Genomic DNA, 22,888 nt, shown 5'->3' on the forward strand with positions numbered 1-22,888 from the left:
GCCACAGTCGTGCTCCACAGCTTCGGAAAGGACCGCCAGCCATGGTGATCAACAGCGAGTTCCCGCCGGTGGAAGTGCTCGACGTCCCGATCCACGACGCCGTTCTCGGCCGCGCCCAGGAGTACGGCGACCGGCCGGCCCTCGTGGACGGGGTCAGCGGCCAGGAGATCAGCTACGCCCAGCTGGACGCGATGACCCGCCGGGTCGCGGCCGGGTTCGCCGAGCTCGGCATCGTCAAGGGTGACGTGATCGCGCTGCACAGCCCGAACACGATCCTCTACCCGGTCGTCTTCTACGGCGCGACGCGGGCCGGAGCCACGGTGACCACGGTCAACGCGCTCTACAACGCCGACGAGCTGCACAAGCAGCTGGTCGACTCGAAGGCGAAGTTGCTGGTGACGATCTCGCTCTTCCTCCCGCCGGCGACGGCCGCCGTCGAGGGCACCGACGTCCGCGAGATCTTCGTCTGCGACCAGGCCGAGGGATACCGCTCGGTGATGGAGCTGGTCGCCTCGACCGGTCCCGAGCCGGTGGTGTCCATCGACCCGGCCGAGGACGTCGCCGTCCTGCCCTACTCCAGCGGTACGACGGGCGCCGCCAAGGGCGTGATGCTGACCCACCGCAACATCGCGACGAACATCGCGCAGGCCCAGGCGACCTTCACGATGGGTGAGGACGAGCGGATCATCGCGATCCTGCCGTTCTTCCACATCTACGGGCTGAGCGTGCTGATGAACCTGCCACTGCGGGCCGGTGCGACCGTGGTGGTGCTGCCGAAGTTCGACCTGGACCAGTTCCTCACCACGCTGGACCAGCAGAGGATCACCCGCGCGTTCGTGGCGCCGCCGATCGTGCTCGCGCTGGCCAAGCACCCGGCCGTCGACGGGGTCGACCTGTCCGCGCTGAAGTACGTGACGTCCGCCGCGGCTCCGCTCGACAGCGAGCTGGCCGAGGCGTGCGCGAAGCGGCTGGGGCTGCACGCCGTACTGCAGGCGTACGGGATGACCGAGCTGTCGCCGGGCACGCACGCCGTACCGCAGGACGCCGTCGATCCGCCGGCCGGTGCCGTGGGCAAGCTGTTCCCGTCCACCGAGATGCGCCTGGTCGGTGCTGATGGCAACGATGTGGGTGACGAGGAGACCGCGGAGATCTGGATCCGCGGGCCGCAGGTGATGAAGGGGTACCTCGGGCGGCAGGCCGAGACCGACGCGACGATCGACCCGGACGGCTGGCTGCACACCGGCGACATCGGGCGGGTCGACGAGCGCGGTTACCTGTACGTCGTCGACCGGGTCAAGGAGCTGATCAAGTACCACGGGTACCAGGTGCCGCCGGCCGAGCTGGAGGCGATCCTGCTGACCGACGACCGGATCGCCGACGCCGCGGTGATCGGGGTGCAGGCCGACGGCAACGAGGTGCCGAAGGCGTTCGTGGTCCCGATGCCGGGAAGCGGGCTGACCGAGCAGGACGTGATGGACTACGTCGCGGAGCGGGTGGCGCCGTACAAGAAGGTGCGGCAGGTGGAGTTCATCGAGGCGGTGCCGAAGGCGGCGTCGGGCAAGATCCTGCGCCGGGAGCTGAGAGCGCGGGAGGCCACGGGTGGCTGACCCGCTGCGAGCACCGCAGCAGGACCGCAGCCGGGCGACTCGGCAGAAACTGCTGGAGGCGTCGGTCGAGTCGCTGGCCCAGGTCGGGTACGCCGCGACGACGGTGGCCGTCGTCGCGGCGCGCGCCGGGGTGTCGCGGGGTGCGGCCCAGCACCACTTCCCGACGCGGGCTGATCTGTTCTCCGCGGCCGTCGAGTACATGACCGAGGTGCGGCTGGCCGAGATCCGCTCCCAGGCCGCGGCCCTGCCGGTCGGCGCCGGCCGCACTGAGGCGATCGTGTCGATGCTGGCCGACGTCTACACAGGACCGCTGTTCCGGGCGGCGCTGCATCTCTGGGTCGCGGCATCGACGGAGGAGCCGCTGCGTCGGCAGATCGTCCGGCTGGAGGCCCACGTCGGGCGACAGGCACACCGGGCGCTGCTGGAGGTCCTCGAGGTGAGCGAGAAGACACCGGGGGTGCGGGAAACGGTGCAGGGCGTGCTGGACATGGCACGCGGGCTCGGGCTCGCCGACCTCCTGACCGACGACGGCAAGCGACGCCGCGGCATCGTGCGGCAGTGGTCGAAGATCCTGGACCAGGCCCTGGCGAACTGAGCGTCGGCGGCAAGTAAAGTTGCGCCTGGAGGGGATCGACACATGGTGATGGGGAATCAGGACATCGACGCCTGGGACGGCGAGTTGCACCGTTCCGGCCGCGTGGTCTTCGCGGTCCGGCGCGCGCTGGCCTTCGGCGGGCTGGTCATCGCGCTGGTGCTGGCCGGGCTCCCGATCGTCTCGATCGTCCGGGACCTCGACACCCGCGGCACCTCGTTCACGATTCGGGTAGCGGCCCTCGCCGTGCTCCTCGCCGCCTGTGTCGCGCTCAGCATCCTGATCCTCCTCGGCCACCCGCGCGTGACCGTCAACGCCACGGGCGTCCGGTTCGCCTGGTGGCGGCAGATCCCGTGGTCCGAGTTCGAGGGCACCACCCTCGTCCCAGCCGCCGGCCTCGCCGCCCCCTACCTGACCATCACCACCACGCGCGGCACCAAGCTCCACATCCCCCAGACCAACGTCGAAGACCTCGCCGCCTTCGCGGCCTGGCTCACCAAACTTCGCACCCAGCACGGCCTGAAAACCCAGCAGCCGAGCAGCTGAGTCCTCAGCGGGCTGAGCGGCCGGTGAGGCGTTGGTCGACCTTCTCGGCGAGGAGGTCGGGCTCGCACTCGGCCAGGTGGTCGCGGACGAGCAGGTGGATGAAGGCGTACTCGCCGCGGCCTGTTCTCGTCAGGACGTAGCGGTCGGCGGCGTACTGGAGGAAGGCTCGGCGGCGCCAGGGGAGGTAGCCGGTCCAGCGGAGCAGGAGGCCGTGCATCAGGCGGGACAGGGGGCCGGCGAAGAGGGGTGGTCTGCGGCGCCAGGCTTTGGCGGCGACGACGCCGGTGACCGCACCGAGGATGGCTTCCAGCTCTGTCCGGGCGGGGTCGACGCCCAGGACCAGGGCTACGGCGACTGCCGCGGTCAGGCCGGCGACGACCCAGAGGTCCATCAGGTCGCGGACGTCGTCGTACTGGCGGACCTGGTGGTCCATCGGGAGGGCCTTGACCAGTCGGATGCCTTGGGCAACGATCAGCCCGACGGCGGCTGAGGCCAGGAAGGCGGCCTGGTGATCGAGCTGGCTGAGCGCCAGGGTCGTGCCGACGGTGACGACTGCCAGTCTGGTGAGGAGCAGCAGGCGGCGGCGTGGACCGTCGGAGACGATCAGCTCGAACCCGTACGACGCGGCGACGGCTGTTGCGAGCAGGAGCAGAGCCAGCCACCTGGGGAGCGCGGCGAAGATCGAGGCGCCTGCCAGGGACGACGCGAAGCCGGCTACCGCGCCGATGGCGGTCATGGCAGCTGCAACCAGGACGCTGGGCTGGCCTGGGCTCTTGCGGACTGGCTGCCACGGGCGGGGACGGATGTGGACGAGCAGCAGGCTGGTCGCTCCGACGGCTACGCCCGCCAGTACGCCGTACAGGGCCGTGATGGCGAGTGCTGCTCCACCGACAAGGCCGGCGAAGAGGGCGGGCAGGCAGACCCGGTGGACCAGGTAGCCGACGGAGGGGAGCGACAGGCCGTACCAGCCGTTGGGCGTGAGCCAGCGCGGGACCGCGGTGCGGTCGCCGGCTCGGGTGCGGGTCCACCACGCCAGGCACCAGAGCGAGCGGAGCGCCGTACGCGAGTCGTACTGGCGGCTGGCCGGGCGGGCGCGGGACAGCACCTCGGAGAGGAAGGTGTCGAACAGGGCGCGGCGGTGGTCGGCCACTGCGCCTGCGGCGACCTCCTCGGCGTCGCGGCCCTGGTAGGCGAGCGCCATCACGTTCAGCATCAACGGTGAGGTGATCAGGTCCCAGAGGTCGTCGTCCTGCTCCATCGCGGCCCGGGCGCCGGCCAACTCCGCGCCGACGGAGGTGAAGTAGTCGAGCACCTGGCGGCGGGTCAGCGGGCGGATACGCACTGCGCCGTACAGCTTGAGGGGCTGGGGCAGGCGGGCGTAGTCCGCGATGCGGCAGGTGACAGCGAGCTGACCGACCAGGTACCGCTGCTGGAGCTCCTCGAGCGCGGGGGCGAGCTTGACCCGGTGCTGGAGGGCTATCTCGTCCACGCCGTCCAGGAGCAGAGCCAGCCGGCCCCTGCGCAGCCAGACCCGGCCGACGGCGGCAGGGATCTGGTAGCGGCTGTTGAGGTCGCGGAGCAACCAGCGGACGAAGCCGGCCAGCAGCGGGCTGTCGCCGGGATCATCGTCCTCCCGCCGAGTGGTGATCGGGCCCGTCCAGCCGGAGAGGTCGACCAGCACAGGGATCGGCTGGTCGACGTCCTGGTGAGCCTTGGCGGCGAGAGTGCGGGCCAGGTCGAGCAGCAGCGTGGTCTTGCCGGCGCCTGGAGCGCCGAGGATGAGGACCGAGTCCTGCAGGTCGTCGAAGGCCTTCGCGATGTCGGCGTTCTCGCGGATCTCCGGCTCGGTCCCGTGCAGCGGCTGGACCAGCAGGTCGTACGGGCGGACGACGGCGTCCGGGCTCTCGTCGAGGTCGAGCGCGAGGCGGGTGTACTGCGCGAGAGAGCCCGCGACCCGCTCGGACAGGTAGCGGTCGACGCGGGCCAGGGCGTTCGGGCGGTTGCGCGGCTGGTCCGCGGACCGGATCGAGAGCGTGCCGGTCCGGCGGCTGCGCAGCTCCCAGACGCCGGTCACGATCGCGATCAGCCAGAGCACGCCGATCGCGGGCCAGGTCCAGCCGACGTACGGCGCGAGGAAGGCGGGTGCGGTGCCACCGGTGCCGACGTTGATCGCGATCGGCAGCAGGACCAGCGTGAGGGACAGGGTGAGCACGACGAGGACGACCCTCAGCACGCCGCGCATCCTCACCCACGGAGAGTATCGGCAGCTGGATCCCGCAGGGAATTGTTGTGCGTTCAGTTAGATTGTTCTCCGATATGACTACCGAGCAGACCGACCGCGCCGCTGTTGGACTGCGGTCCGAACGCGGACCGATCCTCCTGTCCGTGATGCTCAGCGTCGGCCTGGTCGCGATCGACGCGACCATCCTGGCGACCGCCGTACCGGCTGTCGTGGACGACCTCGGCGGATTTACGCAGTTCCCTTGGCTCTTCTCGATCTACCTTTTGGCGCAGGCGATCTCGGTCCCGATCTACGGCAAGCTCGCCGACCTGCGCGGGCGCAAGCCGATCATGCTGCTCGGCGTCGGGCTGTTCGTGCTCGGCTCGATCCTGTGCGGGTTCGCCTGGAGCATGCCCGCGCTGATCGCGTTCCGGCTGATCCAGGGCCTCGGCGCCGGCGCGATCCAGCCGATCGGCATGACGATCATCGGCGACATCTACTCGGTCGCCGAGCGAGCCCGCGTGCAGGGCTACCTCGCCAGCGTCTGGGGCATCTCGTCGTTCGTCGGCCCGGCGCTCGGCGGCGTCTTCGCGGACTACATCTCCTGGCGCTGGATCTTCTTCGTGAACATCCCGCTCGGCCTGGCCGCGGCCTGGGTGCTGGTGCGGAAGTTCAAGGAGAACGTCGTCCGGGGCACGACCAAGCCGCAGATCGACTACTGGGGGACGATCCTGCTCGCGGTCGGCGGGTCGCTGCTGCTGCTCGGGCTGCTCGAGGGCGGCGTGATGTGGGCATGGGACTCGGTCGCGAGCATCGCGATCCTGGCGGTGTCGGTGGTGCTGCTGACCGCGTTCGTGCTGGTCGAGCGGAAGGCGCCGGAACCGGTGCTGCCGCTGTGGGTGCTCGGGCACCGGGTGCTGAACTCGGCGAACTCGTCGGCGCTGCTGATCGGCGTACTGATGGTCGGTCTGTCGACCTACGTGCCGCTGTACGCGCAGGGGGTGCTGGGGACGAGCGCGTTGGTCGCCGGGTTCGCGCTGGCCGCGATGACGCTCGGGTGGCCGGTCGCGGCGTCGTTGGCCGGGCGGATCTATCTGCGGGTCGGCTTCCGTACGACGATGCTGCTCGGGTCGGTGATCGTCGTGATCGGGTCGGGGCTGCTGCTCACGGTGTCCTCGGACAGCTCGGTGCTCTACCTGGCGCTGGCCTACTTCGTGATCGGACTCGGGCTCGGCTTCTCGGCGTCGCCCGGGGTCGTCGCGGCGCAGTCCTCGGTGGACTGGAAGAGCCGTGGCGTGGTGACCGGCGCCAACATGTTCGCGCGGTCGGTCGGCAGCGCCGTCGGCGTCGCGGTCTTCGGTGCGGTCGCGAACGGCGTCGTCGCGTCGAAGGTCGGGGCCGCGCACGAGGACCTGGAGCACCTGTCGGGCGACGTACTGGCTCCGGCGATCCACGACGTGTACTACGGCGCGGCGGCCGCTGCTGTGCTGCTGGTGGTCGCGGTGGCCTTCATGCCGAACCGGGTCGAGGAACATCCCCGGGGTTAGGGCAGTGGGCCGACCAGGGCAACGACCAGGCCGCTGTGACGAACAGCGCGGCCAGGAGGTTGAAGACCCAGCCGATCAGCCTGCCCTTCTGGGGCTTGCCCATCTGCGGCTTGGCCTTGCTCACGATCAGGATGGCGGCGCTGCCGACGACCAACAGGGCGAAGATCGACAGGAAGCCCGCGGCCCAGGCGTAGCTGAGGAACCTGGCGTCGGGGTAGGCCGCGCCGAAGCGGCCTTCCGGCGTACTGCCTCGGGCGGGGATGAAGAGCGTGCCGCTGGCGGCCCATGCCGCGAGGAGCATCGCGACGTACGGCTTGACGCGGGGTGCGAGGCGGGCGCGGAGGAAGGTCGCGACGATCGTCAGCGTGAACGGGAGTCCGCTCCAGCACCAGCCGAGAGCGCGGAGGGCGAGCTCCTCATGGTCGGTCGCGCCGCCGATCGCTGACACGACCTCCTCACCGACGACTCCGCCAGCGAGGCCGCAGGCGAGCGCGACGACGATCGCCGTGATCGCCGCGCGCCGGATGTTGGCCCTGACCGGGGGCCGCGCCGGCTTGATGGCTGTGGACATCCGATCAGGCGCCGCGGGACTCGGCGACGCGGCGGAGCCAGTAGCGGAACCAGTCGGGGCCGTACGGGACGTAGACCCGGGTGGGGATCGAGCGGGTCCGCAGGTCGTCGAGGTCTTCGGGCCGTACGCCGAGGAGCTGCTCGACGCTGACCTGGTCCGTGCTGAGTAGGACGGCCTCGCGCAGGCGGGCGTCGTGGGTGGCCAGCGACCAGGCCGCGCCCTGCCTCGCCAGCTTGTCGGCGAGGTGCAGGTACGCGATGTCGGTGGCCTCGCCGTACGGGTGGGCGCCGCGTGGTTCGACGTACGCGCCCTTGACCAGGCGGATGTGGACGCCGGCCGCGATCAGGGCGTCCGCGTCGGACGGCGACCTGACGAGGTTGGCCTGCAGGGTTGCGCCGAGGCGGTCGGCGAGGCCGCGGGCGGCTACGTCCTGGACGCAGGCGAGGACCCGGTCGGTCCGCGCGACGTCCTCCGCGCCGACCTGGATCCGGCGGCCGGGCGGGAGGGCCGCGGCGAGCTCGGCGAGGAGGTCGGCGGCGCCTTGGGGGTCGACATCGAGAGCGAAGTGGGAGAGGTCGACGGACAGCCACACGTCGGCCGGCGCTTCGGGGAGGAGCTTGGCGAGCTCGAGGTAGTCGTTGGCGACGCGGCGGGCGTCCGTCGTACTGGTGGAGAGTTCGCCGAACAGGTCGACGCTGACACCGTGGCCCTGCTCGAGCAGGCGGGACGTCCTGTCCAGGGCTTCGTCGCGGGTGCGACCGGCGACGTAGCGGGAGGCTGCGCGGTAGGCGTTCTCCTCGCCGCCGGGGAGCGACTTCACCAGCTGCTCGAGTCGTTCGTTGGTCGCCAGCTTGAAGAGGATCGCTCGGTCCGCGCGCATCCGCTGAGTTTGCCTGCGCTGCGGGGTCATAGGTTGGGTGGATGCGCGAGGTCGACTGTGTTGGGGCTTTGATCCGGGACGCCGAGCAGCGGGTCTACGTGCATCGGCGGACCGCTTCGCGGCGGTTGCTGCCGGGGATCTGGGACATCGTCGGCGGGCACGTCGAGGCCGGCGAGACACCGGAGGAGGCGCTCGCGCGGGAGGTCCTGGAGGAGACCGGGTGGACCGTGCGCGAGGTGCTCGCGGTGGTCACCGACTGGGAGTGGACGTACGAGGGGCGGGTACGGCGGGAGCTCGACTACCTGGTGACGGTTGACGGGGATCTGTCGGCGCCTTTGCTGGAATCGGGCAAGCATGACGCGAGCGCCTGGGTGGGGGCGGACGGCGTCGAGCTGTTGATGGCCGGGCGGACCGACGGGGATCGGCGGTTGCTGGAGATCGTGGCGCACGCCGTACGGATGCGGATGACGTCGCGGCTGCGGCTGGTGCCGATCGGCGGGCCGGCGGAGGTCCTGGGCGGACATGCGCCGGACCTGGAGCGGTTGCATGCGGATCCGTGGGTGGCTCGGTGGTACGCCGAGCGGTTGTCGGCCGAGGCTGCGGTTGAGCGGGCGGGCGCCGTACGGGCTGGGTGGGAGCGGGACGGGGTGCACAAGTGGATGGCGTACGAGCGGGTCGGCGGGGAGCTGGTCGGGCGGGGTGGGTTGTCGCGGATGAGGGCCGGTGCTGTCACCGATCAGATTGCTGCACTGGTCGGACCGGAGTGGGCCGCTGATCGGCTCGAGTTGGGGTGGGCGTTGGTGGAGTCGGCGCGTGGGCGCGGGTATGCGACGGAGATCGGGGCGGCGGGGCTGGAGCTCGCGTTCGGGACGTTAAGCGCTCAGACGGTGATCGCCTTCACCGAGCGGCACAACCGCGCGTCGCGGGCGGTGATGGAACGGCTGGGGATGGAGTACGCCGGCGAGATCACCGCGGAAGGTCTGGTTGAAGGCTTGGAGGGTGTCCAGCCGGAGGCGCCGTTCGCGGTCCACGTGACGACCCGGGCGGACCAGAAACGGACCTGAATCGCTCTGACCTGCGGGTTTACCGGGTCAGAGGGCGGGCACCAAGCGAGTCAGAAGGTCCGCGAACGTCCGCCGCTCGTCGGCCGACCCGGTCTCCATCGCGGCGGCGAAGGAGTTGGCGGGGCGGCAGGTGACGGCCGGGATCGACGCAGACGAGTACGCCGTGGCGGTCGGCGTGCTGCGGCGGATGGCGGCCAACCTGAGCGGCCAGAACCCGAGCGGGCCGACATCACCGGAACGGGGCTGACACCGCAACGGGACTGACGCCGTACGCACGAACAGCCGGATGGGGCTGACGCCGTACGAAGCAGCTCCGCTGTGTGACCGCCCAGGCGCGGCGGTCACACAGCGGAGCGGGTCGTCCGGGGGACGGCTCGCGGTGAGGTTCGCGAGCCGTCTGTGTCCCGCGCCGGAGGTCATCTCTGACAAATCCGCCCGATCTCCGGCGGGGAACACTGACCCCAGCTCCTGACCCGAGGTGTCGGTCAGGAGTGGTTGGAACGGCTGGGCGGCGGCGACACAGGGACTCAACCGCCTGCCCAGCCGGGCTGGTGGGCGGCGCGGTCCGGAGCTGAGGAGTGCTCCGGACCGCACCTGGTTGGTGTCCGGGGACTGAGGAGTGTCCCGGACCTTTCCGTGCACTGCTCCTGGACGTGAGGAGTCTCCAGGCGCAGCCGCTCGGGTCTGAGGAGGACCCGAGCAGGTCTCAGATGTCCGTACCGTCCTGGGGCCCGAGGAGGTCGTTGGTGACCCGGAGGCCGGCAAAACGCCTCCGCATCGCCTGCTCGTAGCGCGCTGCCAGCGGTGCCTCGGCGACGTACTGCGCGATCACGTGCTCGCCGAACCAGACCCGCACCCGGCGGCGGTGCTGCCTCGACGTCATCTCCGCGACTGTCACTACTCGCTCACCCCGTAACTCTCAGGCCTTGCAACCAGTTGGACTTACTGGTTGTCATGGCAGTAATGGTGCACAACCCGAGCGTGACCGCTCTAGGACCTGCGGCGGACCTTTGCCGGACCTCTTCAGGACCTCTCGCGGACATCTGGGTGACTGCACCTTGTCGTGGGGCATCAGTCGAGACAACGTCTGAACTGACGTGAACGGGAGGAACGATGGCGAGTAGGTATGCGCCAAGAACGGTCCTGGCGCACTTGATCCAGCGCCGGAACCAGACCTACTCCGAGATCGTCGCCGAGTTCGTCGAGCTGGGTGGAACCATCACCGAGCGGCACCTGCGGCGCCTCGCATCGGGCGAGCGTGCAGGGACCACTCCACAGACCCGGCGCACCCTGCAACGCATGTTCGGCAAGCCGGTCGAGGAGCTCCTCGCCCCGTACGTCCCCGAGCAGGCAGCCCAGGTGGTGCCGGCACCTGCCGCGAGTGGACGGATCACGACAGGGAATGAGATGGAGGTACTCGACATGGCTGCCAGCCGTGCGCGGGCTTTCGCCCTCGCGGCCCAGACCGGTCTCGGGAGCGAGGCCATGGAACAGGTGTACGACGACGTGAGACACGTCGCGAAGGCCTACCCGCAGCGTCCGCTGCCGGAGATCCTCGGCCAGCTGGTCGAGACCCAGGACCTGGTCTTCGCGTTGCTGGAGAGCCGGCAGCGTCCGGAACACCTACGGCAGCTGTACTTCCTCGGTGGCGTGACCGGCGGTCTGCTGGCCAAAGCGTCCCACGACCTGGGCAACCCGCACGCCGCGCTGACCCAGGCCCGGACGGCGTTCCTGTGCGCCGACAACGCCGACCACCACGGCCTGCGCGCCTGGGTGCGCGGTCTGCAGTCCCTCGTCTCGTACTGGGCCGGCAACCCGCACGACTCGGTCCGGTACGCGCAGCTCGGCGCCGGGTACGCCGAGCAGGCCAACAGCACCACCAGCGTCTGGCTCCCGGTCAGCGAGGCCCGCGCCTGGGCCGCGCTCGGCAACCCCGACGCCACCCGCGCCGCCCTGGAGCGGGCGGAGAACGCCTGGGCCTCGGTCCGCAACGACGAGCTCGACGAGATGGGCGGCCTGTGCACCTTCGGGCGCAACCGCCAGCTCTACTACGCCGCCGACGCGCTGGCCTGGCTGCCGGGTGAGATGGAGACCGCCGAGCGGTACTCCAACCAGGCCGTCGACGCCTACACCGACCAGTCGCACCCCGAGTGGGCCTTCGGCGACGCGGCTGGCAGCCACGCCGCGATGGCGATCACCCGGATCGCCAGCGGCGAGCTGGACGGCGCCGCGGACGCGCTCGCCCCGGTCCTCGGACTGCCGGCCGAGCGCCGGATCAACGGCGTGGTGCACTCGGCCCGCCGGGTCCACCAGGCACTGCGGCAGTCCGGTCGCGCCGACGACGCCCGGGAGCTGCAGGAGGAGATCGAGATGTTCACCCGTACGCCGATCCAGAGCTTCCCGCGGTAGCAGGCGGGATGGAGCCGCTCACCGGCGACGGCGTCAGCCTGCGGGACTTCCGATCGGAGGACTTCGACGACTACTTCGCCGTCGTCGGTGATGATCGGGTGACCGACTGGATGGCGTTCGCCACCCACACGCCCGAATCGGCGCGGAAGATGCTGGACGGCATCATCGAGCGGTCCGCCCACGAGAACCGGCCCGACTACATGCTCGCCGTCACCCGCCTTGACGACGACCGTGTGATCGGGTTCATCCGGCTCGCGCCGGGTGTCCACAAAGGCGCCCAGCTCGGCTACGGGATCAGCGCCGACCACTGGGGCCACGGCTACGCCACGACCGCGTGCCGGCTGATGCTCGACTTCGCCTTCGGCCCGCTCGCCCTGCACCGGGTGACCGCCGCGATCGGCCCCGAGAACGCGGCCTCGATCGCTGTCGTCGACCGCCTCGCCTTCAGCTACGAAGGCCACCTCCGCGACCACGTCTTCACCAACAACGCCTGGCGCGACTCACTGCTCTACTCCCTGCTCGCCGACGAGTGGGCGGCCGGACAGCCACGCGACTGACCCCGCGAGCAGGACCCCGACGGCCAACGCCGTCACAGCCGTCAGCTCCACGTCGTACCGGACTCCCACCCGCGACTGCGCTAGCAGACTCAACCAGACCAGGCTGTTGAGACCCGCCGCGACCGCCCAGGCCCTGCGGCCGGTCCACCAGAGGACCACGGCGACGCCGAGTCCCGCGAAGGCGAAGCAGCCGAGGTTGTACTGGTCTCCGGCGCCGTACAGCCCGTCCGGCGCGTACCTCGACAGGACGTAAGCGCCCGCACCGGCCAGCATCAGCACACTGAGCCCAGCGGTCAGCAGAGACAGCAGCCGCCCCGATCGGCGGTCCGGGGCCGCCCGGCCGCTGACAGCCAGGCAGGTGACCAGCAGCAGGAACCCGAGCACCCAAAGCCTCGGCCGTTCGTAGCCGGTGAACGGAGCGATCGCCGCACCGAGGGCGCAGAGGAGCAGCAGACTCCGTCCCCACGACCTGGCCAGTACGACGGCCAGCATCCAGACCAAGTAGATCGGGGCGCCGACCGTCAGCCGCGGTCCGGTAGGTGTCCACAGCTCACCGAGCACCAGCATGGTCAGGCAGAAGGCGAACCCGACGGCCGAGGCGACCAGGGCGGTCCGGTCGCGAGCTCCTGGGACTCCGGTCGCGTGCCCAGCCAGCCGCAGCCGCAGTCCGTGCACGGCCAGGTTGAGCAGGTCCCGGGGATCGAGGCGGGCGCGGCCGGTGGTCTCCGCGAGGTCGGCGAGTACGCCGTGCAGCTCGGCGGCGCGCTGCGCTCGCCACCACCGCGGGTAGCAGGCCAGTGCCAGGCGACTCGCGCCGTACGACGTGAGCTGGCCGCGCCCGTCACCCGACGCCCGTCCAGTGGTCATGCCGTACCCAGCCGAAGCCGGCGGAAGGCCTGCTCGGCGTTGGCCTGCAGCCGAGCCGCCTCGGTCGCCAGCGTGTCCGCTCCGGACGGGGTGATCTCGTAGTACCGGCGGTGGCGGCCGTCGACGACCTCCTCACCGGCGGTGCGGACCAAGCCCTGGTCGGCCAGCCGGTCGAGGGCGGCGTACAGGGTGCCGGGGCGGAGTGTGAGGCGACCGTTGGACAGGGTCGCGACCTCGGCGATCACGGCGTACCCGTGCTTGCGCCCGTCGGCCAGCGCGGCGAGCACGAAGAACGTCGGCTCGCGCATCTCGGAGGAAGCCATAACAGTGACCATAGTCAGTTAGCCGGTATATGACAATCATCGGTAGGTCGCCAGGGTTCACCTTTGCGCACATCTGACGGTCATCGGGGGCCGATGACGATGGTCGAAGGCTTGGAGTGGTGGGGAGACTGGAGGTATGACCGCCACCCTGCCGACCACGTCGCTGCTCGATCCGGTGAGGGACGGCCTGGCCCGGATGATCATGACGAAGGTGGCCGGGCCGGATCCGCGCGCCGAGCGGAGCCGGGTCCACAACACCCCTGGGCCTAGGTGGTTCGCGCCGGACCGGCCGATCCGGCGGGTGCACGGCGACGCGTCGATGTTCGCCGGCGGATTGCGGGCGTTGCTGCTGCAGTCGCTGCACCCCTCGGCGATGGCTGCCGTCTCGGCGCACTCCGGCTACCGCGGCGACCCGTGGGGCCGGCTGCAGCGGACCAGCTACTTCCTCGCCATCACCACGTACGGCGCCGAGGCCGACGCCGAGGCGGCGATCGCCAAGGTGAAGTCGGTCCACGAGCGCGTCCGCGGGACGAGCCCGGACGGTACGCCGTACCGGGCCGGAGATCCGCACCTGCTCAAGTGGGTGCACCTGGCGGAGATCGACAGCTTCCTGGCTGCCCACCAGCGGTACGGCGCGGCACCGCTCGACTCGGCCGAGCAGGACGGGTACGTCGAGGACACCGCCCGGGTTGCTCGGGCACTGGGCGTTGTGGACCCGCCGACGACGCTGCTGGAGCTCCGGCAGATGCTCGACGCGTACCGGCCGGAGCTGCGCGGCACCACCGAGGCACGGCAGGCAGCGCGGTTCATCTTGATCCACCCGCCGGTGCCGCTGCCAGCGCGGCCGGCGTACGGCGTACTGACGGCTGCTGCTGTCGGCCTCCTGCCCTGGTGGTCACGATGGCCGCTGCGACTGCCCTACCTGCCTCTGGCGGAAGGCACCGTTGTGAGGGCGGCCGGGGACGGCCTGACGCGGACGATCCGCTGGGCGCTGACCTCGCCGATCCTGGGGAATGTCGACATATCTACCGCCTGAGTGTGGGCAGGGCGACATCGGCCGTTTCCGACTTGCCCAATCGCGCAAGCGCCCGGGCAAACCGGTGGCCAGCAGGCGGTCGACGCTCTGCAGGAAGCTGCAAACTCACGCACCGTCATTGCAGTGCGGCGTTGCGTGAGGTTGCGTGTGCGGTCTTGGAGCGGATCAGCCGGTCCTGGAAACGTGGGGAACTGAGATGAACAGATCATTGCGACGAGCGGCTTCGGTCGTTGCCGGCGGTGCTGCGCTGTGCCTGGCCTCAGCCGGGATCGCGTCGGCGGAAACGCCCAGCAGCGAGCAGATCGCGGCCGCGGTCTACAGCGCACCGGATGCCTCTGCCGCCTTCGCGGCGCTGCCGGCAGACCAGCAGGCCGTCTTCGCGGCCCGGATGGCCAACTGGATTTCGGATGAGGTGGCGTCCGGGCCCGCGGTCAAACGTGAGCCGACGGTCCAGGAGCAGATCGCCATGGGGCCTGCGGGCATGGCAGCCAGCGGCTGCTGGACGCAGTACCAGTACCACACGTGGAAGGACCTCGGGATCAAGACTGGCGTCACCTGGATGACGGCCAACTGGTGCTCGAACGGCTCGAGGATCACCAGTTACAACATCGCCCAGCCCGGCGGCCAGGGCTACAAGGGCATCAAGTACAACGGCACCGGCCAGAAGTTCATCAACAACGTGGGCTGGGAGGTGCGGCAGGCGCAGCAGTTCAACTTCAGCGTTGTCTGGGCCACCGCGCAGCCGTGCATGCAGATCCGTGGTGGCGCGACCGGCCTGCACTCCTACCGGGCCGATTGCAACCTCGGCTAGTCGTCCGTAGGCCCGTCCGGCTCCGCACGGGCGGGCCTGCGCTGCGGTCCACGGGCGCGATGGCGCTCGCTGATCGCCGCGTCCCATTCCTGAGTGTCGGCGATTTCGCGACGGCCACGCCGTGACGACGACAACGCCCTGAACAGACGGCGGATCAGCAGACCGAGAAGGAAGATCGCGACGGCGAGCACGACTGCGTCGATCCACGAGAACTCAAACACTTCGGCCTCCTCGACGATCCCCCGAGCTCATGACGGTATCAACTTCTGCAGCGCCGTGCCGTTGCGATCCGACGCGGTCACCGTCGCCGGGCCCGCCGGGGCCGGCCACCAGGCCAGGAAATAGCCACCGGCGACCGAGGCGGTCACCTCCGTGCCGTCGGTCGTGACGACCTTGACCTTCTCGACCCCGGCGGCCACCGGCCCGAAGACGTACCGCGCGCCGTCGCCCTCGTCCAGCGATCCTCCGTTGGCGAGCAGCGACACCGATGCCCCGGCCGGCAGCGCGTCGGCACTCACACGGCCTGTCGAGCGGGTGGTCTCGTCGTAGATGCAGACCATGACGCTGCCCCCGTCCCCCAGTAGTGCGGCGGTGAAGTCACCCCGCTCCTCGACGACCACCGGCTTGAACCGGTCGGCGTCAACCGTCGCTCCCGGCTCGGCGGGGATCGACGACAGGCACGGCGCCAGGCGGGAGCTGTCGGCCGGGAGCGCCACTGCTCGCGGAACAGCAGTCCATGACGCGTACGCCGACGCGGGAAACAGCAACGGGTAAGTCACTACCCCCGCGACGACCACCGCTGTGGCGGCAACCGAACCTGCGACGAAACGACGCCGCCGGGCCCGTTCGACACCGGCAACCCCTTGCAACACGGCCGCCCGCGCCCGGCTCTTGCCCTCATCGCTCAACGGTTCGGTCTCAAGGACCTTGGTCTCGAAGTCCATCAGAACACCCCTTTGGTCATGGGCTGCCCGAAAGCTTCCTGAGCAGCTGCAGCAATGCTGTTGCGCGCCCGCGACAACCGGGACTTCACCGTTCCCAACGGGACATCCAGCTGCCGGGCAACCTCGTCCTGGCCCAGCTCGGCGTACACGCACAACTCGTAGACGTTGCGGTAGGCCGTCGGCATCGTGGCTACCTGCTGGCGCAGCCAGGCCCGCTGCCGTTCCAGCTCCTCGGCGCGCACTGCCTCATCGGCGATGTCCGGCACCACGGTTGCGGAGTGGCCGGCTGTGAGCGCGTCGCGCCGCCTGGCCCGCTCCGCACCGCGCAGCTGCTTCTGCAGAACCCGCTTGGCGATCGTCAGCAAGATCGGCAGCGCCGACTCCTCCCGCACGACGAAGGACTTGCGCGAGCGCCACACCTCGATGAAGGTCTCCGACAACACATCGTCGGAATCGGCCAGCGATCCCGCCGCCCGCCGGCAGTAGCGGTGAACCCGGTCGGCGTGTCGATCGAACAGCACCCCCAGCGCCGCCATGTCGCCACGGCGCATCGCCTGCCACTGAGCGGCGTCTCCGGCGGAATCGTCCATAACTCCTTCATACCCGCAGACCGCGCCAAGGTTCCCGCAGCCGGGCGCGCCTACTCCAGATCCTGCCGCTACCTGCATCCACTTGGGCCCACGGGCAGGTCGGCGTCGTCTCGAGCTGGACCGAAGGTGATCGCCGCGTACGTCGACGACGTCTACCAGGTGCTCGGCGACGGCGTGTCGGTGCTGGCTGGGGCCGGTTCCTGCCTGGCTCACGATCCTGGGGGATTTCGACCTGGCTACCGCCGTGAGGACGCAATTTGCGCGGCCGCACGCATCCGGCGCGCTGAAACGGCCTGCTCGCCGGTAGTTTGCTCTCATGCCTCCACGCCCGAACCGCCTGCTGCCGCTGGCGACGCCGGCCGGGATCGAGGTGCTGACCAAGATCCTCACCCAGGGACCGATCCCGCGGGTCGAGATCGCCCGCCGGACCGGGCTGTCCCAGGCGGCGGTGACGAAGGCGGTCGCGCCGCTGATCGAGGCCGGGTTCGTCACCGACCAGCCGGTCGCGGCCGGGCCGGACGAGCCCGTCGAGAGCCAGCTCGGGATCGGGCGGCCGGTCAGTCCGCTGACAGTGGTCGCGGACAGCGTCTCGGTGATCGGGCTGAAGGTGACGCCGACGGACCTGATCGGCGTGACGACGGACTTCACGGCGGGGATTCGCGCCGTACGGCACTGCCGGTTGCCGGACACTTCGGCCGAGACGGTGACCGCGAAGCTGGTCGAGCTGGCGCGTGAGCTCATGGCCCCGGAGACACTGGTCGGGCCGTTGGTCGGGATCGGCGTGGCGGTGTCCGGGGATGTCGACGCGGTGCACGGGGTGGTGCGGGACTCGCCGTTCATGGGCTGGCGGGACGTGCCGCTCGCGGCCTCGCTGACTGCCTCGCTTGACGTACCTGTGGTGGTGACGAACGACGTCCGGGCGCTGACCGTGGCCGAGCACTGGTTCGGGGTCGGCGTGAACGCTGACTCGTTCGCGGTGGTGACGATCGGGTCGGGCGTCGGATGCGGGCTGTACATCAACGGCGAGGTGGTGTCGGGGGCACACGGGGTTTCCGGTGAGCTCGGGCATCTGCCGTTGGCGCCTGGTGAGCTGGTCTGCACCTGTGGACGGCGGGGGTGCGTGGAGACCGTGGCTTCATCGGACGCGATCCTGGCGCGGGCTCGGAAGACGACCGGGAAGCCGAAGCTGGACCTGTCCGGGGCGATCGAGCTGGCGCATGCGGGGAACGAGGACGCGCGTGAGGCCTTCGACCGGGCCGGCGACGTGATCGGCTCGGCGCTGGCGGCGATGGTGAACCTGGTGGGGCCGGAGCTGGTGGTGATCGCGGGCGAAGGTGTCGCGGACTACGACCTGTACGAGCAGCGGATGCGCGAGGCGTTCGCGGCACACGCCTTCGGCGCAGCAGGCGACTGCCGCCTGATGCTCAGGTCCCACACCTTCGACGACTGGGCACGAGGCGCCGCGGCGACGGTCATTCGTTCTTATGTGCGCGGCGAACCGCCTCTGCAGCGTTGAGCCGCAGAGACGGTTCTCAAATCCTCAGGTGCGTGCTGCGGCGAGGATCTTGCGCCAGACCTTCTTGTAGGACTCCAGGCCGTCCTCGGCCAGGGGTCCGGTCGGGCCGGCGGTGATCGAGACGCGCTCGGGGATCGAGCCCCAGACCGGGATGTTCTCCTCGGCGTACTGCTGCATCGTCTCCTGGTAGGCGCGGGTGTAGGTCCGCGCCGAGCAGATCACCAGGCCGGCCGGCGTGCCCTCCGGGACGAGCTCGAGCACCGCCTTCACCCGCGGCGTCTCGACGCCGCCGACCCGGGTCGGGATGACGACGATCCGGGCCCGCTCGAGCGCCTTGTTGAGCAGGCGTTCGTGCGACGGTGGCATGTCGACGACGCCGATGCCCTCCGGTGGCACCTTGTCCAGCGCCTTGGTCAGCAACCGCTCCGTCGGCGCCTCGGCGATCTCGATCCGGGCCAGGTGGTCGTCGTCCGACGTCTCGATCCAGTCCGCGGCGGAGCCTTGCGGATCGGCGTCGACGAGGGTGGCGGTCCGGCGGTTCGACGATGCCAGCGCGGCGAGGTACACCGACGTGGTTGTCTTGCCGACCCCGCCCTTCAGTGCAGCTGTCACGATGATCATGGAACCGAACTTACCCGGTCCTGTCCGATTTCCGGCGTGTCGTCGGCGTTGCCCGAACGCGTCGTGATAGTTGCCAAGGGCTTCGACATCCTCAACGGCCCTTCACCGGTACGCCGGCCGCCGGGTTCAGGCGGCGGGTTTGCGGATCGACTCGATCACGCTGCTGAGGCCTTCCTGGCCGTGCCCGTCGGCGTCGGTGCGGGCGAAGAGGGCGGACAGCGCACCCGGGAACGTGGTGTCCAGACCGGCCTCGGTGAGCGCCTGGACCAGGTGCTCGGTGCCGACGGCCTGCATGTGGAGGTTGTTCAGCTCGCCCGGGTACTTGCCCGCCTCGATCTCGGCGGCCAGCGACCGGAGGAAGCCCATCGGGCCCTCGTCGGCGAGCTCGACGAGCAGCGTCGCGACGTACGGACGGAACTGCTCGATGCCGACGCCGGCCGAGCCGACCAGGGCGGCGGAGTAGAAGAAGCTGGTCAGCGTCGACCAGATCACGTTGAGCATGGCCTGGTAGTAGAGCATCGACAGCCCAGGGTCGGTGCCGACGTAGTCGACCCGGCCGAGCGCTTCCAGTGTGCCGGTGTGCGCCTCGAGGACGTCCTGGGGACCGCTGAAGAACGAGTACGAGCCGGGCTCGCCGATGCCCGGCGGCGGGACCATGATGCCCGCGGTGATCAGGGTGGCGCCCTGCTCGGTCGCCCAGCGGCTGCCCTGGCGAAGCCGGTCGGGGCTGTCGGAGCTCAGGTTCACCAGCACCCGGCCGGTCAGGTCCACACCCTGCAGGGAGTCGTTCATGGCGGCGTAGTCGAGCTGGCTGATCACGATCAGAGTGCTCGCGGCGACGGCCTCGGCGGCCGTCGCGACCTCGGTGGCCCCGGCGGCGACGAGCGTCGCGCCGCGGCCCGGCGTACGGTTCCAGACGGTGGTCGGGTGGCCGGCAGCGAGGAAGGTGTGGGCCATCTTGGCGCCCATCGCGCCGAGGCCGATGACGGTGACTGCTTCTCGGTTGGTCATGCGGCGATCGTGGCCGGGAGCGCTACGGATTCACTACGGGTGTCCGGACCGCTGGCTACTGTTGGGTGGTGTTCTTCGACGTGCTCGGTCCGCTGGTCGTCCGCACGGACGCGGGCGAGCCGGTCACCGTCCCGGACACCAAGGTCCGCGTCCTGCTGCTGGATCTCCTGGTGCATCGCGGCCGCGCGGTCAGCGCCGAGCGGCTCGTCGACGACGTGTGGGGCGACCAGCCGCCGCGCAACGCGCTCGGCACTCTCCAGGCACGCGTCTCCCAGCTCCGTACGGCGCTGGAGCGGGCCGAGCCGGGCGGCCGGGCGCTCGTCAGCCACGGACCGGCGGGGTACACGCTGCAGGTGCCCGCGGAAGTTGTCGACAGCAACAAGTTTGGGGAGCTCCTGCGCGGCGCGGCCTCGTCGGGTCGACGGGTGGAGCTGCTGCGGGAGGCGCTGGGGCTTTGGCGAGGTACGCCGTACGCCGAGGTCGTGGACCACGACTTCGCCCGGGCGGCGCGGGACCGGCTGGAAGAGCAGCGCCTGACCGCCGTCGAGGATCTGCTCGACGCGTCGACCGACGGCGATCCGCTCGGGGAGCTGGCTGAGCTGGTCCGGCGTCATCCGCTGCGGGAACGGCTTCGGGCGATCCAGTTGCGTGCGCTGTATCGGGCCGGGCGGCAGGACGAGGCGCTGAAGGCGTACGACGAGCTGCGGCGGGCGCTCGCCGAGGAGCTGGGTGCTGACCCGGGACCTGAGCTGAGCGCGCTGCACCAGGCGATCCTGCGGCATGACCCGGCGCTGCTTGCTCGGCCTGAGGCTGGCTCGGCTGGCGGTGTGCCTGCGCCGCTGAACGACCTGATCGGGCGGGAGACGGCGCTTGCCGATGCGCGGGGGCTGCTCAGCACGGCCCGGCTGGTCACGCTGGTCGGGCCTGGTGGAGTGGGCAAGACTCGGCTGGCGCTGGAGACCGCCCGGGAGCTTGCTGAGCAGGGCGCTCGGGAGGTCGCTGAGCAGTCCGCTGGGCAGGGCGCTCGGGAGGTCGCTGACCAGCCAGCTGCGCAGGCCGCTGGGCGAGCTGCTCGGGTCCGCTGGGTGGAGCTCGCCGCCGTACGGCGTGACGAGGTGCTGGACGCGGTGGCCACCGGCGTAGGGCTGCGCGACGACCTGATGCGCGTCCCCGAGCCGAAGGAGCTCGGCCAGCGGCTGGTCGAGTCGCTGACCACGCGGGACACCCTGCTGGTGCTGGACAACTGCGAGCATCTCCTGGAGCGAGTGGCCGATCTGGTCGGCCGGCTCCTGGCGGGCGTGCCCGGGCTGCGAGTGTTGGCGACCAGCAGGGAGCCGCTGGGCATCGGCGGTGAGCACCTGCTCGAGGTGAGCCCGCTGGCTCCGGCTCCTGCCGCCGAGCTGTTCCGCCTGCGAGCTGAAGCGGGCGCAGCCCAGGTGGACGACCCGGAGGCCGTGGCGGCGATCTGCCGACGGCTGGACGGCATCCCGCTCGCGCTGGAGCTGGCAGCGACCCGTGTGCGGGCTCTCGGCGTACGGGGGCTCGCGGAGCGGCTGGTCGACCGGTTCCGGTTGCTGGCGGGCGGTCGCGGCGTGCCGGAGCGGCAGCGGACGCTCAGGGCGACCATCGACTGGAGCTGGGAGCTGCTGAGCGAGGACGAGCGCACCATGCTGCGGCGGCTGGCGGTCCACGCGGACAGCTTCAGCCTGGAGGCTGCGGCCGAGGTCAGCGAGCTCCCGGACGACCTGGTGGTCAGGCTGGTCGACAGGTCGCTCGTGGTCCCCACAGCTGGTCGCTACCGCCTGCTGGAGAGCGTCGGCGCCTACAGCCTCGAGCGTCTGGTCGAGTCCGGCGAGGAGCCACGCCTGCGCCGCCGGCACGCGGCATACTACGTGTCGCTGGCCGAGCAAGCAGAGCCGCACCTGCGTGGGCCCGGTCAGCAACAGTGGCTGGAGACGCTCGACCATGAGGTGGCCAACGTCCGCGCGGCGCTCCACCACGCGTCAGCGGAGCAGGCGCTGCGGCTGGTCAACGCCATGGCCTGGTACTGGTACCTGCGAGGCCGGCTGGGTGAGGGCCGTCGCGCACTGGCCGCCGCGCTCGCCGTACCGGGTCCAGCGACGGCTGCCCGCGCCGCGGCGACGGTCTGGAGCGTCGGGCTCGCTGCGACGGCGTCGGAGGGCAGCAACCTCACCGAGGCGAGTGACCGGGCGCTGGCGCTCTACGAGGCGATCGACGACCCGCACGGGCTCGCCAGGGCGGAGTGGTTCCTCGCCTCGACTCAGTGGGCGTACGGCGAGCGGGACGTCCTGATGGCGCGGGTCAACCGGTCGATCGACACCTTCACCCGGCTCAACGACCGGTGGGGTCTCGCGGCGGCGCTCAGTACGCGGGCGCAGCTGGCCCTGGTCCACGTGGACCTGGACGGGCTGCACCGGGACGGCGTACGGAGTCTGGAGCTGTTCGACCAGCTGGGCGACGCGTGGGGCCGGCTGCAGGCGAACTACTCGCTGATCATGGCCGCCGAGATCAGCGGCGACTACCCGACCGCCCGGCGCCGGCTGCTGGAGGCGCTCCGCGCGGCCGAGGACCTGGGCAGCTGGACGGAGGTGTCCTTCCGGACCTCCGGCCTCGGGCGGATCGCGCTGCTCACCGGCGACTACGCGCAGGCCGACGAGCTGCACGAGCGGGCCCGCCGGCTGGCGCTGGAGCAGTCGAACAAGTCAGCCGAGGAGTACGCCGTCGTCGGACTCGGCCTGAGCGCCCGCTGGCAGGGCCGGCTCGACGAGGCCGAGCAGCACCTGACCACGCTGCTCGACTGGCTCCAGAAGATCGACGGGGTCGCGGGGATCGCCTTCATCGTCGCCCAGCTCGGCTTCATCGCCGAGCAGCGCGGCGACTTCCACCGCGCCGAGCAGCTCCACCTCGAGGCCCGCGCCGCCGCCGAGTCCACCGGCGACGAACGCGCCGTCGCCCTGACCCTCGAGGGCCTGGCAGGCGCCAAGGCGGCAGCAGCCCTGGCCGGCAAGTCCGCCGACCTTGCCCACCAGGCCGCCGTACTGCTGGCGGAAGCGGAGAGACGCCGCCAGGCAGTCGGCGTCCCCCTGCCGGCGAGCGAGCAGTTCGACGTACGACGGATCCGCGCGGCGATCTCCCGGGCCAAGGACAGCTGAAT

At 70.6% G+C, this 22,888-nt stretch carries 23 protein-coding genes; 11 read left to right on the top strand and 12 right to left on the bottom strand.

The annotated features are described in order from the left end of the window. The first annotated feature begins 41 nt into the window (after positions 1-41). The 3 genes from ACLQ2O_RS02170 to ACLQ2O_RS02180 are packed head-to-tail and all read left to right on the top strand — an operon-like array spanning position 42 to position 2,745. Entirely contained in the window at positions 42-1,607 is a 1,566-nt protein-coding gene (locus ACLQ2O_RS02170) for an AMP-binding protein (RefSeq protein WP_425826571.1), read from the top strand. After that, complete coding sequence (locus ACLQ2O_RS02175) at positions 1,600-2,202, top strand: TetR family transcriptional regulator (protein WP_425826573.1); 603 nt, start codon at positions 1,600-1,602, stop codon at positions 2,200-2,202. The genes ACLQ2O_RS02170 and ACLQ2O_RS02175 overlap by 8 nt, the downstream gene beginning before the upstream one ends. 42 nt (positions 2,203-2,244) lie before the next feature. Then, entirely contained in the window at positions 2,245-2,745 is a 501-nt protein-coding gene (locus tag ACLQ2O_RS02180) for a hypothetical protein (RefSeq protein ID WP_425826575.1), read from the top strand. Positions 2,746-2,749: 4 nt separating this feature from the next. On the opposite strand, the gene ACLQ2O_RS02185 is transcribed toward ACLQ2O_RS02180, so the two are convergent. Continuing rightward, entirely contained in the window at positions 2,750-4,978 is a 2,229-nt protein-coding gene (locus tag ACLQ2O_RS02185; protein WP_425826577.1) for an NACHT domain-containing protein, read from the bottom strand. 83 nt (positions 4,979-5,061) lie between these two features. On the opposite strand from ACLQ2O_RS02185, the gene ACLQ2O_RS02190 reads away from it, so the two are divergent. Continuing rightward, positions 5,062-6,513: an MDR family MFS transporter gene (locus tag ACLQ2O_RS02190; protein ID WP_425826579.1), complete on the top strand. Its 1,452-nt coding sequence runs from the start codon at positions 5,062-5,064 to the stop codon at positions 6,511-6,513. Here the strand turns inward: ACLQ2O_RS02190 and ACLQ2O_RS02195 are convergent. Next, a complete protein-coding gene (locus ACLQ2O_RS02195) occupies positions 6,476-7,084 on the bottom strand; it encodes a hypothetical protein (protein WP_425826581.1) in 609 nt (202 codons plus the stop codon). The genes ACLQ2O_RS02190 and ACLQ2O_RS02195 overlap by 38 nt on opposite strands. 4 nt (positions 7,085-7,088) lie before the next feature. After that, positions 7,089-7,964: a proline dehydrogenase family protein gene (locus ACLQ2O_RS02200; protein ID WP_425826583.1), complete on the bottom strand. Its 876-nt coding sequence runs from the start codon at positions 7,962-7,964 to the stop codon at positions 7,089-7,091. A 41-nt stretch (positions 7,965-8,005) separates the two neighbouring features. Between ACLQ2O_RS02200 and ACLQ2O_RS02205 the strand changes: the two genes are divergently transcribed. Then, positions 8,006-9,028, top strand: coding sequence for a GNAT family N-acetyltransferase (locus ACLQ2O_RS02205; protein WP_425826585.1), 1,023 nt, complete (start codon positions 8,006-8,008; stop codon positions 9,026-9,028). A 27-nt stretch (positions 9,029-9,055) separates the two neighbouring features. On the opposite strand, the gene ACLQ2O_RS02210 is transcribed toward ACLQ2O_RS02205, so the two are convergent. Together ACLQ2O_RS02210 and ACLQ2O_RS02215 are read right to left on the bottom strand one after the other, a co-directional pair. Beyond that, a complete protein-coding gene (locus ACLQ2O_RS02210; protein WP_425826587.1) occupies positions 9,056-9,373 on the bottom strand; it encodes a hypothetical protein in 318 nt (105 codons plus the stop codon). 361 nt (positions 9,374-9,734) lie between these two features. Beyond that, a complete protein-coding gene (locus ACLQ2O_RS02215) occupies positions 9,735-9,911 on the bottom strand; it encodes a hypothetical protein (RefSeq protein ID WP_184800962.1) in 177 nt (58 codons plus the stop codon). A 230-nt stretch (positions 9,912-10,141) separates the two neighbouring features. Here ACLQ2O_RS02215 and ACLQ2O_RS02220 point away from each other — a divergent pair, with 230 nt between their 5' ends. Together ACLQ2O_RS02220 and ACLQ2O_RS02225 are read left to right on the top strand one after the other, a co-directional pair. Continuing rightward, positions 10,142-11,437, top strand: coding sequence for an XRE family transcriptional regulator (locus ACLQ2O_RS02220; RefSeq protein ID WP_425826589.1), 1,296 nt, complete (start codon positions 10,142-10,144; stop codon positions 11,435-11,437). A gap of 8 nt (positions 11,438-11,445) precedes the next feature. Then, positions 11,446-11,994, top strand: coding sequence for a GNAT family N-acetyltransferase (locus ACLQ2O_RS02225; RefSeq protein WP_425826591.1), 549 nt, complete (start codon positions 11,446-11,448; stop codon positions 11,992-11,994). On the opposite strand, the gene ACLQ2O_RS02230 is transcribed toward ACLQ2O_RS02225, so the two are convergent. Continuing rightward, on the bottom strand, positions 11,938-12,861 hold the full coding sequence (locus tag ACLQ2O_RS02230; RefSeq protein WP_425826593.1) for a hypothetical protein: 924 nt from the start codon (positions 12,859-12,861) through the stop codon (positions 11,938-11,940). The genes ACLQ2O_RS02225 and ACLQ2O_RS02230 overlap by 57 nt on opposite strands. Further along, complete coding sequence (locus ACLQ2O_RS02235) at positions 12,858-13,184, bottom strand: PadR family transcriptional regulator (protein ID WP_425826595.1); 327 nt, start codon at positions 13,182-13,184, stop codon at positions 12,858-12,860. Before ACLQ2O_RS02235 ends, ACLQ2O_RS02230 begins: the two co-directional genes overlap by 4 nt. Before the next feature lie 136 nt (positions 13,185-13,320). Here ACLQ2O_RS02235 and ACLQ2O_RS02240 point away from each other — a divergent pair, with 136 nt between their 5' ends. Together ACLQ2O_RS02240 and ACLQ2O_RS02245 are read left to right on the top strand one after the other, a co-directional pair. Further along, the gene (locus ACLQ2O_RS02240) at positions 13,321-14,220 is read left to right on the top strand and encodes an oxygenase MpaB family protein (protein WP_425826597.1); all 900 of its coding nucleotides are present in this window, start codon (positions 13,321-13,323) and stop codon (positions 14,218-14,220) included. Between the two features lie 196 nt (positions 14,221-14,416). Next, the gene (locus tag ACLQ2O_RS02245) at positions 14,417-15,031 is read left to right on the top strand and encodes a hypothetical protein (protein ID WP_425826599.1); all 615 of its coding nucleotides are present in this window, start codon (positions 14,417-14,419) and stop codon (positions 15,029-15,031) included. Here ACLQ2O_RS02245 and ACLQ2O_RS02250 read toward each other — a convergent pair. From ACLQ2O_RS02250 to ACLQ2O_RS02260, 3 genes are read right to left on the bottom strand one after another with little or no spacing between them, the layout of a single operon-like run. Beyond that, positions 15,028-15,252, bottom strand: a complete 225-nt coding sequence (locus ACLQ2O_RS02250; protein ID WP_425826601.1) for a hypothetical protein — start codon at positions 15,250-15,252, stop codon at positions 15,028-15,030. The two genes, ACLQ2O_RS02245 and ACLQ2O_RS02250, sit on opposite strands and share 4 nt — an antisense overlap. A 27-nt stretch (positions 15,253-15,279) precedes the next feature. Beyond that, on the bottom strand, positions 15,280-15,975 hold the full coding sequence (locus tag ACLQ2O_RS02255) for a hypothetical protein (RefSeq protein ID WP_425826603.1): 696 nt from the start codon (positions 15,973-15,975) through the stop codon (positions 15,280-15,282). Then, positions 15,975-16,565, bottom strand: a complete 591-nt coding sequence (locus ACLQ2O_RS02260) for an RNA polymerase sigma factor (RefSeq protein ID WP_425826605.1) — start codon at positions 16,563-16,565, stop codon at positions 15,975-15,977. The genes ACLQ2O_RS02255 and ACLQ2O_RS02260 overlap by 1 nt, the downstream gene beginning before the upstream one ends. A gap of 316 nt (positions 16,566-16,881) precedes the next feature. Between ACLQ2O_RS02260 and ACLQ2O_RS02265 the strand changes: the two genes are divergently transcribed. Then, the gene (locus tag ACLQ2O_RS02265) at positions 16,882-18,081 is read left to right on the top strand and encodes an ROK family transcriptional regulator (RefSeq protein WP_425826607.1); all 1,200 of its coding nucleotides are present in this window, start codon (positions 16,882-16,884) and stop codon (positions 18,079-18,081) included. A gap of 24 nt (positions 18,082-18,105) precedes the next feature. Here the strand turns inward: ACLQ2O_RS02265 and ACLQ2O_RS02270 are convergent, their stop codons facing one another. Beyond that, positions 18,106-18,702, bottom strand: a complete 597-nt coding sequence (locus tag ACLQ2O_RS02270) for a ParA family protein (RefSeq protein ID WP_425826609.1) — start codon at positions 18,700-18,702, stop codon at positions 18,106-18,108. A 126-nt stretch (positions 18,703-18,828) separates the two neighbouring features. Beyond that, on the bottom strand, positions 18,829-19,713 hold the full coding sequence (locus tag ACLQ2O_RS02275) for an NAD(P)-dependent oxidoreductase (protein ID WP_425826611.1): 885 nt from the start codon (positions 19,711-19,713) through the stop codon (positions 18,829-18,831). 68 nt (positions 19,714-19,781) lie between these two features. Here ACLQ2O_RS02275 and ACLQ2O_RS02280 point away from each other — a divergent pair, with 68 nt between their 5' ends. Continuing rightward, a complete protein-coding gene (locus ACLQ2O_RS02280) occupies positions 19,782-22,886 on the top strand; it encodes a BTAD domain-containing putative transcriptional regulator (RefSeq protein ID WP_425826613.1) in 3,105 nt (1,034 codons plus the stop codon). The last annotated feature ends 2 nt before the right edge of the window (positions 22,887-22,888 follow it).

This window comes from Kribbella sp. DT2 (assembly GCF_049844575.1).
Taxonomy (GTDB): Bacteria; Actinomycetota; Actinomycetes; order Propionibacteriales; family Kribbellaceae; genus Kribbella.

Excerpts from the sequence above, each read along its gene's own strand:
- ACLQ2O_RS02235 (WP_425826595.1), bottom strand. The coding sequence starts at position 13,184 with ATGGCTTCCTCCGAGATGCGCGAGCCGACGTTCTTCGTGCTCGCCGCG.
- ACLQ2O_RS02170 (WP_425826571.1), top strand. The coding sequence starts at position 42 with ATGGTGATCAACAGCGAGTTCCCGCCGGTGGAAGTGCTCGACGTCCCG.
- ACLQ2O_RS02190 (WP_425826579.1), top strand. The coding sequence starts at position 5,062 with ATGACTACCGAGCAGACCGACCGCGCCGCTGTTGGACTGCGGTCCGAA.
- ACLQ2O_RS02205 (WP_425826585.1), top strand. The coding sequence starts at position 8,006 with ATGCGCGAGGTCGACTGTGTTGGGGCTTTGATCCGGGACGCCGAGCAG.
- ACLQ2O_RS02195 (WP_425826581.1), bottom strand. The coding sequence starts at position 7,084 with ATGTCCACAGCCATCAAGCCGGCGCGGCCCCCGGTCAGGGCCAACATC.
- ACLQ2O_RS02240 (WP_425826597.1), top strand. The coding sequence starts at position 13,321 with ATGACCGCCACCCTGCCGACCACGTCGCTGCTCGATCCGGTGAGGGAC.
- ACLQ2O_RS02225 (WP_425826591.1), top strand. The coding sequence starts at position 11,446 with ATGGAGCCGCTCACCGGCGACGGCGTCAGCCTGCGGGACTTCCGATCG.
- ACLQ2O_RS02200 (WP_425826583.1), bottom strand. The coding sequence starts at position 7,964 with ATGCGCGCGGACCGAGCGATCCTCTTCAAGCTGGCGACCAACGAACGA.
- ACLQ2O_RS02215 (WP_184800962.1), bottom strand. The coding sequence starts at position 9,911 with ATGACGTCGAGGCAGCACCGCCGCCGGGTGCGGGTCTGGTTCGGCGAG.
- ACLQ2O_RS02230 (WP_425826593.1), bottom strand. The coding sequence starts at position 12,861 with ATGACCACTGGACGGGCGTCGGGTGACGGGCGCGGCCAGCTCACGTCG.
- ACLQ2O_RS02255 (WP_425826603.1), bottom strand. The coding sequence starts at position 15,975 with ATGGACTTCGAGACCAAGGTCCTTGAGACCGAACCGTTGAGCGATGAG.
- ACLQ2O_RS02275 (WP_425826611.1), bottom strand. The coding sequence starts at position 19,713 with ATGACCAACCGAGAAGCAGTCACCGTCATCGGCCTCGGCGCGATGGGC.
- ACLQ2O_RS02245 (WP_425826599.1), top strand. The coding sequence starts at position 14,417 with ATGAACAGATCATTGCGACGAGCGGCTTCGGTCGTTGCCGGCGGTGCT.
- ACLQ2O_RS02180 (WP_425826575.1), top strand. The coding sequence starts at position 2,245 with ATGGTGATGGGGAATCAGGACATCGACGCCTGGGACGGCGAGTTGCAC.
- ACLQ2O_RS02260 (WP_425826605.1), bottom strand. The coding sequence starts at position 16,565 with ATGGACGATTCCGCCGGAGACGCCGCTCAGTGGCAGGCGATGCGCCGT.
- ACLQ2O_RS02270 (WP_425826609.1), bottom strand. The coding sequence starts at position 18,702 with ATGATCATCGTGACAGCTGCACTGAAGGGCGGGGTCGGCAAGACAACC.
- ACLQ2O_RS02265 (WP_425826607.1), top strand. The coding sequence starts at position 16,882 with ATGCCTCCACGCCCGAACCGCCTGCTGCCGCTGGCGACGCCGGCCGGG.
- ACLQ2O_RS02220 (WP_425826589.1), top strand. The coding sequence starts at position 10,142 with ATGGCGAGTAGGTATGCGCCAAGAACGGTCCTGGCGCACTTGATCCAG.